Origin of the sequence: Kutzneria viridogrisea DSM 43870, assembly GCF_000525635.1 — a bacterium.
GTDB classification, from domain to species: Bacteria; Actinomycetota; Actinomycetes; order Mycobacteriales; family Pseudonocardiaceae; genus Kutzneria; species Kutzneria viridogrisea.
Map to the genome: position 1 here is coordinate 8,903,054 of NZ_CP007155.1, position 12,758 is coordinate 8,915,811.

Consider the following 12,758-nt stretch of genomic DNA (forward strand, 5'->3'; position numbering starts at 1 on the left):
AACGAGTGACTACTGTGACGATCACTTCGGACACGGCAGGCCGGGAGATGGGTGGTGCCGCGTTGGCCGGCGAGAGCCAGCTCTCCTCACCAGAGGAGATACCTCCGAGCGGGGGAAGCCACACCGCACTGTCGGATGCGCTCCGTGACGGCCCGTTCCACCAGGCACTGCACCAGGCGATCCTGGCCAAGGGCCTGTCACTGGCCCGGCTGCGCGCGCAACTGGACACGGCGGGCGCCCACATCGGGCAGTCCACCCTGAGCTACTGGCAGCGCGGACTGCGCAGACCCGAGATGCCCAGGGCCACCGAGGCGGTGCTCGCCCTGGAACAGGTGCTGGACCTACCGGTGCAGTCCCTGCTCAGCCTGCTCGAACCGATCAGCGACGGCTCGGCACGGCAGAACGGCGCCGTGGAGGAGATCGAGCAGGACCTGCGCAACAGCGGGCTGCGGCTGCGCGCGCTGCACGAGGTGGTGACGGTCAACGCCGCCCGGTCCCGGCGCTCGGTGCTCAACCGGATCGTGGTGGAGGCCCTGGAGCACGGCGCGGACCGGTACCTGGCGCTGCACCAGGCCGACGAGCGCGGACGGGTCGAGCACTCCGCGGTGCACACCGCCGAGGGGTGCCGCGCGGGCCGGGTCCGCAAGCGCGCGCCCGACGGATCGGTGGCCTTCGAGCTGCTGTTCGACCGCAAGCTCGCCGTGGGCGACACGCACGTGTTCAGCTACTCCGTGGTGGACACCGCCAGCGGGCAGACCGGGGGCCACGTGCGCCGGTTCGCCGCGCCGGTCGGCAACTACCTGCTCCAGCTGCGGTTCCACCGGGGCGTGCTGCCCGCCCGGTGCTTCCGCGAGGTGCACGGGCCGGACGTCGAGGTCAGCGAGCTGCACTACGGCCTGGACGGCGTGGTCAGCGCCTACTTCGAGCCGGTCGAGGCCGAACGGGCCGGGATCACCGTGCTCTGGGGCCAGGCCTCCGGCGGCTGCTGAGCGGGACTCATGCGCCTGTGGGCGGGACTCGCGGGCTGTTACCCCGCGAGTCCCGCCCACAGGACGGCGAATCCCGCTCACGGGCGGCCGAGTCCCGGCCGCCCGCACAACTCAGTAGCGGTACTGGGCGGGCTTGAAGGGGCCCTCCACGTCCACGCCGATGTACTCGGCCTGCTCCTTGGTGAGCTTGGTCAGCTCGCCGCCGAGGGCCTCGACGTGGATCTTCGCCACCTTCTCGTCCAGGTGCTTGGGCAGCGTGAAGACCTCCTTGTCGTACTCCTTGTACTTGGTGAACAGCTCGATCTGCGCGATCACCTGGTTGGAGAAGGAGTTCGACATCACGAAGGAGGGGTGCCCGGTGGCGTTGCCCAGGTTCAGCAGGCGGCCCTCGGACAGCACGATGATCGAGTGCCCGTCGGCGAACACCCACTCGTCGACCTGGGGCTTGATGTTGACCCGCTTGACGCCGGGGTAGCGGGCCAGGCCCGCCATGTCCAGCTCGTTGTCGAAGTGGCCGATGTTGCCCAGGATCGCCTGGTGCTTCATCTGGGCCATGTGCTCGGCCATCACGACGTCCTTGTTGCCGGTCGTGGTGATGACGATGTCGGCGATCGGCAGCACGGTCTCCAGGCGGGCGACCTGGTAGCCGTCCATGGCGGCCTGCAACGCGCAGATCGGGTCGATCTCGGTGACGATGACGCGGGCGCCCTGCCCGGCCAGCGACTCCGCGGCGCCCTTGCCCACGTCGCCGTAGCCGCAGACGACCGCAACCTTGCCGCCGATGAGCACGTCGGTGCCGCGGTTGATGCCGTCGACCAGCGAGTGCCGGATGCCGTACTTGTTGTCGAACTTCGACTTCGTCACCGAGTCGTTGACGTTGATCGCCGGGAAGAGCAGCTCACCGGCGGCGGCCATCTGGGTCAGCCGCAGCACACCGGTGGTGGTCTCCTCGGTGACGCCGCGCACGCCCGCACCGATCTTGGTCCACTTGCCCTTGTCGGACTCCAGCGAGGAGCGCAGCAGGTCGAGGATGACCGTCCACTCCTCGGAGTCGTCCTCCTCGGCGGCGGGCACCACGCCCGCGGCCTCGTACTGGGTGCCCTTGTGGATCAGCAGCGTGGCGTCGCCACCGTCGTCCAGCAGCATGTTCGGCCCGTCACCAGCGGGCCAGGTCAGCATCTGGTCGGTGCACCACCAGTACTCCGGCAGGGTCTCGCCCTTCCAGGCGAACACCGGAACGCCCTTGGGCTCCTCGACGGTGCCGTACGGCCCGACGACGACCGCGGCGGCGGCGTGGTCCTGGGTGGAGAAGATGTTGCAGGAGGCCCAGCGCACCTCGGCGCCCAGCGAGACCAGGGTCTCGATCAGCACGGCGGTCTGCACGGTCATGTGCAGGGAGCCGGAGATGCGGGCACCGCGCAGCGGGTAGACCTCCGAGTACTCCCGACGCAGGGCCATCAGGCCCGGCATCTCGTGTTCGGCCAGCCGGATCTCCTTGCGCCCGAACTCGGCCAACGACAGGTCCGCGACGGCGAAGTCGACGCCGTTGCGGGTCTGCAGCCTCTGCACACCGATGCTCGACCCTGCAAGCAGGTCTTCGGTAGTCATCGCGCGGTCCTTCCACAAACCTGGTCAGGTATCGACATCGCACACTATCTGGTTCCGCCACGCCGGTCGGTCGATGACCGGACAAGACGAGGGCAATGCCTGAGGATGTCCCCTTGGCCTGGTGTCCAGGTGAGGAACTGGCCCGGTCCCGGACGAGCAGGCAGACAGGAGTACCCGTGCTGATCCCCGGACCCGACACGAGAGTGGTCGAGTTGCGGGTCCACGGTGTGATGGGAACCACGCCGGAGGCCCTGGTCGACGCGGTGGTGGCCGTGGACGTCGCCGGAGACGGGGTCGGACGCGTCGTGCGCCCGGCCGACCGGCTGCGCAGACCAGCACCGGGCCCGGTGTTGCAGGCCGGGGGCCGTCCCGTGCCGCGCACCGTGGAGGGCTACGTGTGGAGCGGCATGACCTCCGGCGGCCTGGCGAAGGCGGCGTGGGCGCTGCTGCTGCCCTTCGCCCTGGCCAACGTGGCGCACTGGATGCTGCCGCCGGTGTCGGGCGGCCGACCGGGCGCCGCGCTGAACTGGCTGCTGCGGGCCATGATCCGCATCGTCGGGCTGGCACTCACCATGCTGTTGATCTCCCAGGTGGCCGTGGTGAGCCTGGACCTGCTCGCCGCGCAGTGGCTGGACCAGTTCGAACCGCTGCGCCCATGGCGCGGGCCGCTGGGCGTGCTGCCCGTGGTGGTCGTGATCGGTGTGCTGCACCAGTTGTCCTCGGTCGACTGGCGGGTCGCCGTGCACGCCGCCGCCCCGCACGGCCACCTGCTGCCCGGTTCCCGCGTCATCGCGGACCCGGACGCCCCCGGCCTGCACGCGCTGCACGCCACCGCCGGGCTCGCGATCGTCGCGCTGATGGCCGTCGGCGGACCGCTGCACCCGGCGGCGCCCGGTGTGGCCAGCGGCGTGTGGCTGGCCGCGCTGGCGATCATCGGCCTCAGTGTGGTTATCACCGTGCTGCTGAACGGTCCCGGGGACGGCCGCTGGTTCGGCAAGCTGCCGCGACGCGCGCTGACCGTGCTGTCTGGGCTCGTCGCGCTCACCTCGGCCGCGGTCGCACCGATGCCGGACGGGCCGCACCACCTGCCGGGCACCGACCCCACCATCGAGGTGGTGGCCGCCGTGCTCGCGCTGACCTGCATCGCCTTCGCGGTGCTGCTGATCCCCTCGGCGCTGCTCGCGAGGAGCCGGTGGGCAGCGCTCGCCCCGAAGCTGCGCCCCTGGGCCGGTGGCTGGATGGCGGCCCCCGTACTGGTCATCGCCTGCCTGCTCGGCGGCGGGTTCGGCGCGGGCATCGGCATCACCGTGCAGCAGTCGCTGCGGACCATGCCGCTGCAACTGCCCGACGGCTACCGGTACGTGACGATGCTGTGGGGCGCGGGCGCCGTGCTCGCCGCGCTGGTGGGCCTGGTCGCCGCGCTGGTCGTGCTGGTGCCGCGCCAGCGGCCCCCGGTGGAGCTCGGCCTGCTGCACGAGGACTGCCCGCAGGACGCCAAGCGGGCCACGAAGGCGTGGCGCCGCGCCAGGTTGCAGCGCAACCACCTGCACCGGATGATCATGGGCGCCGCCGCCGTGCTGTCGATCGGCGCCGTGCTGTCGTTCACGATGCAGGTGCGCCGCGTGCCGCTGCAGGACTGGGCGCAGCCGCTGCCGGTGATCGGCGTGACCGGTCTCGGCGCCCTCGCGATCGCCCTGCTGCGCGTGGTGTACCTGGCCACCCAGCGCCCCGACACCGCCCGCCACCTGGGCGTGCTCGCCGACCTGGCCTGCTTCTGGCCGCGCGAGGCGCACCCCGTGGTGCCGCCCTGCTATGCGCTCAAGGTGGTGCCCGAGGTCGTCGCCAGGGTCATCGAGCACCTGGCCCAGCCCGGCACGCGGGTCGTGCTCACCGGGCACAGCCAGGGCAGCCTGCTCGCCGCCGTGGCCGCCGCCCGGCTCGTCGAGTCCCTGCCCAAGGCCGACCGCGAGCGCATCGGGCTGGTCACCGCCGGGTCACCGCTGCAGTGGGCCTACCCGAGGGCGTTCCCCGCGATCGTGCCGCACTCCTCGCTGGTCGAACTGTCCAGCAAGCTCGACGGCCGGTGGCGTGCGCTGTGCCGGGGCACCGACCCGCTCGGCGGGGCCGTCACCACCTGGAACCGCCAGGTGTTCCACGGGCAGCTGCTCGGTGTCGGCTTCGACGGGCCGCTGCCCGCCGCCGAACGCAGCGGCACCGGGGCCCTCGTGCTCGGCGGCGACCACTGGCTGCCCGACCCCCAGCACGGCCCGATCTCCGGCCGCCGCTGGCACCCCGGCGTGCTGCAACACCGCGACTACCTGTCCGACCCGGAGTGGGACCGCGCCGTGGCGCTGGCCGCCGGCCTGGACCTGACCGAGGGCCCACGATTCGGGGAGTTCATGCGGTAACGAGAACTACATCCCCCGCCACTCCCAGGGGGCGACCCCGATACCAGCCTACCGCCCGCACCCCCTACCCGATCTTGCTGAAGATCCACATGTGGACAACTCGCCGCCTGTGCACAACTCAGCCCGTGAAGTGCGCGCCGAGCAGCGAGTCGGCCGCGGCCTCATGCCCCGCACCAGCGAGAAGACCGGCCGGGGCGAGCACATAGCGGTTGTCAATGACGATTTCGGCGTTGCGCAGCACTGGCCGCAGCACCGGGTCGGCACGCAACCTCTGCTCGATCCGCGCCAGGCGCTCGGCCCCGGCGTGCCGAAAGACGCCACCGGACAGCACAAGCAGACCGGCACCCTTCGGACCGAGTTGGCCGTCGACCATGCGCAGGTGCCTTCGCACGGCGAGCACAGCGGCCAACCCGGCGAGCACGGCGTCCACCTCCGCACCGTCCACATCGGACGGAACCCAGTCCACGCTGCCCGCGCGGAACTCGGCCTGGGTCGCGAGCGGGGCCAACTCCTCCAGCGGCGCAAGGCGTTCCACCCCGGCCTCGCTCACCACAGTCGGCGCCGACCAGCGCATGCCGAGGTCGCCCTCCACGGTGCGTCGGTCGGCGGGCAACGCCACAGTGCGCGCCAGCGCCTCATCGTCCACAGTGGACACCGCCGAGTAGACGTCCGTCGTGGCACCGCCGACGTCCACGACCAGAACCGCACCGGCGCCGTCCTCGCGGGCGGCCAGCACGGCCGCGAGCCGGGACACCCCGCACAGCACGGTATCGGGCGTCACGGCGCGCACCAGCTGACGGAACCGCGGGCCCCGGGACAGGCCCTTGCCGCCGATCACGTGGCGCAGGAACACCTCGCGGATCGCCGTCCTGGCCGGACCTGGTGCCAATTCACCAACATCGGGCAGCACGTTGTCGGTCGGCACCACGGTGCGCCCGGTACCGGCGAGGATGCCGGTCGCCTCCTCGCGCGCGTGTGCGTTGCCAGCCAGCACGATCGGGCACTTCACCCGATTGGCCGCAAGCCGACGGGCGTTGTGCAGCAACACCTTCGTGTCCCCACCGTCGGTACCGCCCGCGAGCAGCACCAGGTCGGGCCGGGTCGCGCGCAGCCCCCGGATGCCCGCGCCGTCCAGTTCACCCGCGCTGACGTGCACAACCTTCGCCCCGGCCGACAGCGCGACCCGGTACCCGGCCTCCGCGCTGACCAGCCGCTCCTGCCCGACGACGGCGAGCCGGAGCCCGCCCCCCGCCGAGGAACAAGCCAGTACCTGAGCGTCACCAGCGTCCAACTCCTCAGTGACAGCGGCGATCCCGGTCAGCACCTCGGGTGGAGTAGTCGGATGCTGAGCGGTACCGAGCAAGGCGCCGTCGGCACCGACCAGGGCTGCTTTTGTCCAGGTCGACCCCACGTCCAGGCATAGCAAGGTCATAACGGACACGCTACGTTGTCGCGCCATGCTGGCGTGAAGCCGGTACGCGGCGCATGCTGGATGTGGAAGATCACCTTCTGTGTGAGGGAGGTCAGGGCCATGCTCGCCGACCGCCAACCCAGTTGGACACTCCAGATCGGTGTCCGCTCCGATGTCCGAACCGCCCTCTTCCTGCGGGACGTGCTCGCGCTGAGCGTGCCCGACGACCCGTTTCCGCCGACCGACCCGTGGGTGCCGGTGCTGCCCGCGGGCGAGGTGGACCGCCAGGCCGTGGCCGCCGAGTGGCTCGGCTGGTTCAACGGGATCCTCGACGGTGCCCCACTGGACTCCGACGACGGCCGCGACCCGGACTCGGCGTGGATCGCGCACTGGCCGAACGTGCGGCACGCGCTGCGCACGTTCATCGAACCGATCAAGCAGTGGGACGGCCAACTGCTGCGGCACGACCAGCGGCGCGGCAGGCACCGCGACGGCGCACAGCTGTGGGTCGTGGACCTGGTCAACGACATCGGCACCGAACTGGACCGCGCGGTGCGGCCGTTCCACCTGGTGATCACGGAGTTGCCGGTGCGCGGCCAGTTCTGGATGCGCCGCGGCTACAACCAGGTGCTGGCCTCGCCCGAGCTGATCGACAACATCGCGGCGTTCGGCTGGGCGCTGCGCCCGGTGCTGCGCGAACTGGCCTGACACCACGGCGAGTCCCGCTCAACCGAGGCTGAATCCCGTTCTGGAGAACGGGATTCGAGCACCGGAGAGCGGGACTCGCGGGTTTGTGGGCGGGACTCGCGGGTTAGGCCGGGGTCTCCTCGTTGCCGTTGGTGTAGCCCGAATCCACGCGCACGCCCGCACCGGCGGGCTCCACCCACTCGGTGATCGCACCGGGTCCGGGCAGGAACCGCCTGGGGTCCTCGGCCACCACACCGTCCACATCGGACACCGCGTCGGCGGAACCCGGTGCGACCGGGACACCGGCCGCGGCCAGCACCCCGCGGGCCTCGACCTTGTCGCCCATGGCCGGGATCGCGGCGGGCGGCGGGCCGACCCAGACCAGCCCGGCGTCCAGCACTGCCTGGGCGAACTCGGCGTTCTCCGAGAGGAACCCGTAACCGGGGTGCACGGCCCGCACCCCGGTCTTCCTGGCCGCGTCGAGCACGCGCTCCGCGTCGCGGTAGGACTCCGCGGGCGCCGCGCCGCCGAGCAGCACTGCCTCGTAGGCCTCCAGCACGAACGGCAGTTCGGCGTCCACATCGGAGTGCACGGCGACGGTGCGCAACCCGGATTCGCGAGCGGTGCGCAGGACCCTGCGCGCGATCTCACCCCGGTTGGCGGCCAGGACGGATTCCAGCACTCCTCCGCTCAGCCCTTGGTTTCCACGCTGTCGGCTTGCGGCGTGTTGCGGAGCGTGGACTTGCGCGCCCCGTAAAGGAAGTACACGACCACGCCGATGACCATCCACACCGCGAACCGGACCCAGGTCAGGGCGGTGAGGTTCAGCATCAGCCACACGCAGGCGAGGATGGCGAGGATCGGCACCAGCGGCACCAGCGGGGTGCGGAACCCGCGGGGCAGGTCCGGGCGCGTCTTGCGCAGCACCACCACGCCCGCCGAGACGAGCACGAAGGCGAACAGGGTGCCGACGTTGACCATCTCCTCCAGCTTGCCGGAGGGGAAGATGCCGCCCGCGATGGCCACCACGACGATGACCACCCAGGTGGCGCGGACCGGGGTGCCGTGCTTGCCGGTCTTGGCCAGTGCCTTGGGCATCAGGCCGTCACGGGACATGGCGAACAGCACGCGGGTCTGGCCCAGCAGCAGCACCATGACCACGGTGGTCAGACCGGCCAGCGCGCCGATCGCGATGATCGTGGCCGCCCAGTCCACGCCCACGTCGGCGAAGGCCGTGGCGAGGGTCTTCTTGGTGCCGTCCGCGCCGGTGGCCAGCTTGGTGTAGGGCTCCATGCCGGTCACCACCAGGGAGACGGCGATGTAGAGCACGGTGACGATGGCCAGCGAGCCGAGGATGCCGCGCGGCACGTTGCGCTGCGGGTTGCGGGTCTCCTCGGCGGTGGTGGCCACGATGTCGAAGCCGATGAAGGCGAAGAACAGGATGGAGGCGGCGGCCAGCAGGCCGAAGATGCCGAAGTTGCTGGACTGCCCGCCCGCGATCAGCGAGAACAGGGACTGGTCCAGGCTGCTGGCGCTGCTGGCGTTGGGCACGCTCGGCGGAATGAACGGGGTGTAGTTCGCCGAGTTGATGTAGCCGATGCCGACGACGATCACCAACAGCACCACGGCCACCTTGATGGCGGTGATCACCTGGCTGAACCGCGAGGACAGCTTGGTGCCCAGTGCCAGCAGGGTGCCCAGCACCAGCACGATCAGCACCGTGCCCCAGTCGAACTCCACGGAGCCGATCTGCACCACGGTCGGCACGTTCATGCCGAACAGGCTGAAGACCTGGGACAGGTAGGCGGACCAGCCCTTGGCCACCACGGCGGCGGCCAGCGCGAACTCCAGGATCAGGTCCCAGCCGATGATCCAGGCGACGAACTCGCCGAAGGTGGCGTAGGAGAAGGTGTACGCGCTACCGGCCACCGGCACCGTCGAGGCGAACTCGGCGTAACACAGGGCGGCCAGCCCGCAGGCGATGGCCGAGATGACGAACGCGAGCACCACGGCGGGGCCCGCGATATTGCCAGCGGTGCTGGCGGTAACGGTGAAAATCCCGGCGCCGATGACAACGGCAACGCCGAAGACCGTGAGGTCCCACGCCGTCAAGTCCTTGCGGAGCTTGGTGTCCGGCTCATCGGTGTCCGCGATCGACTGCTCCACCGATTTGGTGCGCCACAGTCCACTGCCAGGCATGACTGTTCTCCTCCTGGTCGACGGCGTTGTCGTGATCGGCCAACCCTATCTGTGGGCGGCCGGTGGATCACCTGGTTCGGTCGAGATCGGGTTCCAGGTAGATCAACCTTGCCGAAGGAACCTTCGCACGGACCCTCAGCTCGGCGTCGTCGATGGCCTGGGCCACCTCCGCGATGGTCGGCGCACCCACCAGCGCGACCTTCGCGGCGACCAGCAGCTCGTCCGGTCCGAGGTACTGGGTGCGGATGTGGATCACGCGGTCCACCTTGCCCGCCTCCAGTTCGGCGACGATCGTGTCCAGCTCCTGCGGGGTGGCCCCCTCACCGATCAGCAGGCTCTTCATCTCGATGATGAGCACGATCGCGATGACGCCCAGCAGCACGCCGATGGCGATGGTGGCGACCCCGTCCCACACCGGGTTGCCGGTCACCAGGGAGAGGCCAACCCCCGCCAGTGCCAACAGGAGGCCGACCAGCGCACCGGTGTCCTCCAGCAGGACCACCGGCAGTTCCGGCACGCGGGCCTGGCGGATGAACTGCCACCAGGTGGCCTCCCCCTTGAGCTCGCGCGACTCCGCGATCGCCGTGCGGAAGCTGTAGCCCTCCAGGGCCACCGCCACCACCAGGATGATCACCGCGACCAGCGGGGCGTGCAGCGGCTCCGGGGCCTCCACCTTGTGGATGCCCTCGTACAGCGCGAACAGCGCGCCGAGGGTGAACAGCAGCAGGGCCACCACGAAGGAGTAGAAGTAGCGGTCCCGGCCGTAGCCGAAGGGGTGCTCGCGGTCCGCCGCGCGCTGCGAGGTCTTGCGCCCCAGCAGCAGCAGACCCTGGTTGGCCGTGTCGGCCACCGAGTGCACCGCCTCCGCGAGCATGGAGGAGGCCCCGGTGACCGCGAAGCCCACGAACTTGGCGAGCGCGATGCCCGCGTTGGCGCCCAGCGCCGCCACAATGGCCTTGGTACCGCCACCTGCTGACATGGCGCAAACCCTAGATCGCCGACATTTCGCCCGCGCAGCCCCCACCACTCCTCGGGGGGCGACCCCGGTTCCAGTCTACCGCCCCACCCCGACAGTTGATCTTGCTCAAGATCCACATGTGGACAGGTCGGCCGCTGTGCACAACTCAGGCCGCGGGCGTGCAGGCGCCCGCTGTCGCGCGGAACACCAGGGTGCCGCCCGGGGTGGCGGGCCGCACGTCAACGGGCGTTTCCGTGGCAGCCAGCCAGGCGGAATCGCCCTTGGCAAGGGCCAGTTCGGAACCGTCCTCGGCGCGCAGCAGCACGGAGCCCTCCACGCAGATGAGGATCTGCGGGCCGACGTGGTCCAGGCTGACCGGGGAGCCGCCGCCCTCGGGCCACTGGAGCCGGGACAGCTCGAACTCCGGGGCCGGGGTCCGGTAGACGAACAGGTTGTCCGCGACCGGCTCGCCGGTCTGTACGGGCATCCGGCCGTAGGAGAAGTCGAGCACCCGCAGCAGCTCGGGCACGTCCACATGCTTGGGGGTCAGCCCGCAGCGCAGCACGTTGTCGGAGTTGGCGAGGATCTCCACCCCGGTGCCGTGCAGGTAGGCGTGCGGGTTGCCGGCGGGCAGGAAGATCGCCTCGCCGGGACGCAGCACGATCCGGTTCAGCAGCAGGGCGGCCAGCACCCCGGCGTCCCCGGGATAGGCCTCACCCAGCTCCAGCACCGTGCGGCACTCGATGTCGTACTCGCCGCGGTCCTTGACCTGGCGCACGCAGGCGTCCAGCACGTGCGGCAGCAGCTGGTCCAGTGCGGCCTGCGGCAGGGTGATCCACGTGGTGAACAGCGCGCGCAGGCCGTCGGAGTCGGGCTGACCGGCAAGCAGCTCGGTGTGCGCGCGCAGCTGCTCCACGTCCAGTGCGCGCAGCAGGCCCACCGTGCGCTGCGGGTCGGCGAACCCGGCCAGCGCGTGGAACTCGGTCAGCGCGCAGATCAGCTCCGGCTTGGCGGTGGGGTCGGGATAGTTCCGGTTCTTGGCGTCACGCGGGATGCCCGCGGCCTCCTCGCGGGCATAGCCCTCGGCGGCCTGCTCCGCAGAAGGGTGCGCCTGCAGGCTCAGCGGCTCCTCGGCGGCCAGCACCTTGAGCAGGAACGGCAGCCGCTCACCCCAGCGCTGGGTGCAGTCCGCGCCGAGCTGGCCCAGCGGGTCGGCGCCGAGCACCTCCAGCAGCGACCGGTGCACGCCCTCCTCGTCGACCAGCCGTGAGGGCGCTCCGGGGTGGGCGCCCAGCCACAGCTCGGCCTCGGGGTGCGGCGCGGGCACCGGCCTGCCGAGCAGTTCGGCGATCGCGGTGCGCGAGCCCCACGCGTAGGGGCGCACCGAGTTGTGCAGTCGCTCCAAAACCGTCACTCCCTCACACGGCGGCCGGAGCGTAGTAGCCCGGGCCGCCGATGGTGCCGGCCGCGAGCCCCAGGTACAGGGCGGCCAGCTCGAATCGCAGGGCGATCACCGCGGCGCACACGGCCTCGCCCCCGGAGATCTCCTCCGTGGGCACGAGCACGTCGGCACCCGGCAGGGTGTCCTCGGCGGCCCGCCGCGCGGCCTCCGCGGCCGGACCCGTGGCCACCGCGAGCAGCATGACACGCGCCTGCGCGGCCTGGTCCTCGTCCGGGTCGGCGAACAGGTCCCCGCCCGAGCAGGACCGCACGGCCGCGCGGTGCAGGGCGGGGCGGCTCAGCGCCAGCGGGTAGCCCGCCACGTCGCACACCTGGCCCGCGTGGCTGGCCAGCGCGAACGCCGCGTGCCGCGCCACGGCGGTGGAGGTGTCGTCCAGCCCCCACAGCAGCGGCTGGCGGTCGGCCAGGCGCAGCGCCAACGACTTCGCCGGATTCATGAAGGACTCGTGCACCAGGTGGTCACGCTCGGCCTCACGGTCCAGCTCGTCGGCCAGCAGCGGCAGGTCGATGCGCAGCAGCCCGAGCGAGCGCACGACCACCAGCCCGGCGGCAAGCGCCCGCGCGTAGCCGAACCCGGTCGGTACCGGGACCCTGGGCGGCAGCAGCAGCGAGTGGCCCGCGGCGGCAGCGGCGACCGGTCCCTCCGCGGGAGCGGTCACGATCACCCGGGCGCCCCGGCGCGAGGCCCGGTCCACCGACTCGGCGAGCAGGCCGTCCCCGTGGTCCTCGGTGTGCGCGATCACCACGTCCAGCGCGCCCACCCAGCTCGGCACCAGGTCGGTCAGCACGACCGGCACGGGGCAGGTGGAGGTCAGCAGGGCCATCAGCAGCTGGGCGGCGGCCAGCCCGGCACCGGGTCGGGCCACCAGCACCAGCGCGCGGGGGCGGTCGGCGGCGAACTGGGCGATGCCCGCCTCCTCCGCGGCCTCCACCACCGAGCGCACCTGGGCACCCGCCGCGGCGCTGGCGCGCAGCAGACCGGGCCCGTCGGCCTCACTCAGCCGCGCCGGGTCGTCCAGCAGCGTGTCATCCAGCAC

General features: G+C 71.4%; 10 protein-coding genes. 3 read left to right on the plus strand and 7 right to left on the minus strand.

Annotated elements, in window-relative coordinates:
* Positions 1–14 precede the first annotated feature (14 nt).
* Positions 15–989 carry a hypothetical protein gene (locus KALB_RS38810; protein ID WP_051913043.1) on the plus strand — a complete coding sequence of 325 codons (975 nt, stop codon included), beginning with the start codon at positions 15–17 and terminating at the stop codon, positions 987–989.
* A 111-nt stretch (positions 990–1,100) separates the two neighbouring features.
* On the opposite strand, the gene ahcY is transcribed toward KALB_RS38810, so the two are convergent.
* Positions 1,101–2,597 carry an adenosylhomocysteinase gene (gene ahcY / locus KALB_RS38815; protein ID WP_025361071.1) on the minus strand — a complete coding sequence of 499 codons (1,497 nt, stop codon included), beginning with the start codon at positions 2,595–2,597 and terminating at the stop codon, positions 1,101–1,103.
* 176 nt (positions 2,598–2,773) lie between these two features.
* On the opposite strand from ahcY, the gene KALB_RS38820 reads away from it, so the two are divergent.
* Positions 2,774–5,005, plus strand: a complete 2,232-nt coding sequence (locus KALB_RS38820; protein ID WP_025361072.1) for a lipase family protein — start codon at positions 2,774–2,776, stop codon at positions 5,003–5,005.
* Between the two features lie 118 nt (positions 5,006–5,123).
* Here KALB_RS38820 and KALB_RS38825 read toward each other — a convergent pair whose 3' ends face one another.
* Complete coding sequence (locus KALB_RS38825; RefSeq protein ID WP_025361073.1) at positions 5,124–6,437, minus strand: glutamate mutase L; 1,314 nt, start codon at positions 6,435–6,437, stop codon at positions 5,124–5,126.
* A gap of 99 nt (positions 6,438–6,536) precedes the next feature.
* Between KALB_RS38825 and KALB_RS38830 the strand changes: the two genes are divergently transcribed.
* On the plus strand, positions 6,537–7,124 hold the full coding sequence (locus tag KALB_RS38830) for a hypothetical protein (protein ID WP_025361074.1): 588 nt from the start codon (positions 6,537–6,539) through the stop codon (positions 7,122–7,124).
* 103 nt (positions 7,125–7,227) lie between these two features.
* Here KALB_RS38830 and KALB_RS49680 read toward each other — a convergent pair whose 3' ends face one another.
* From KALB_RS49680 to KALB_RS38855, 5 genes are all read right to left on the minus strand, one after another.
* Positions 7,228–7,785: a biotin carboxylase N-terminal domain-containing protein gene (locus KALB_RS49680; protein WP_025361075.1), complete on the minus strand. Its 558-nt coding sequence runs from the start codon at positions 7,783–7,785 to the stop codon at positions 7,228–7,230.
* A gap of 8 nt (positions 7,786–7,793) precedes the next feature.
* Positions 7,794–9,302 (minus strand): amino acid permease, encoded by a 1,509-nt coding sequence (locus KALB_RS38840; RefSeq protein ID WP_025361076.1) that lies wholly within the window; start codon positions 9,300–9,302, stop codon positions 7,794–7,796.
* Between the two features lie 67 nt (positions 9,303–9,369).
* Complete coding sequence (locus tag KALB_RS38845) at positions 9,370–10,281, minus strand: cation diffusion facilitator family transporter (RefSeq protein WP_025361077.1); 912 nt, start codon at positions 10,279–10,281, stop codon at positions 9,370–9,372.
* 145 nt (positions 10,282–10,426) lie between these two features.
* Positions 10,427–11,665 (minus strand): mannose-6-phosphate isomerase, class I, encoded by a 1,239-nt coding sequence (gene manA / locus KALB_RS38850; protein ID WP_025361078.1) that lies wholly within the window; start codon positions 11,663–11,665, stop codon positions 10,427–10,429.
* 13 nt (positions 11,666–11,678) lie between these two features.
* On the minus strand, positions 11,679–12,758 hold the full coding sequence (locus tag KALB_RS38855) for an SIS domain-containing protein (protein WP_025361079.1): 1,080 nt from the start codon (positions 12,756–12,758) through the stop codon (positions 11,679–11,681).

What these genes read in the sequence shown, in the direction of transcription:
- ahcY (WP_025361071.1), bottom strand. Translation starts at nt 2,597, where the DNA reads ATGACTACCGAAGACCTGCTTGCAGGGTCGAGCATCGGTGTGCAGAGG.
- KALB_RS38825 (WP_025361073.1), bottom strand. Translation starts at nt 6,437, where the DNA reads ATGACCTTGCTATGCCTGGACGTGGGGTCGACCTGGACAAAAGCAGCC.
- KALB_RS38830 (WP_025361074.1), top strand. Translation starts at nt 6,537, where the DNA reads ATGCTCGCCGACCGCCAACCCAGTTGGACACTCCAGATCGGTGTCCGC.
- KALB_RS38840 (WP_025361076.1), bottom strand. Translation starts at nt 9,302, where the DNA reads ATGCCTGGCAGTGGACTGTGGCGCACCAAATCGGTGGAGCAGTCGATC.
- KALB_RS38845 (WP_025361077.1), bottom strand. Translation starts at nt 10,281, where the DNA reads ATGTCAGCAGGTGGCGGTACCAAGGCCATTGTGGCGGCGCTGGGCGCC.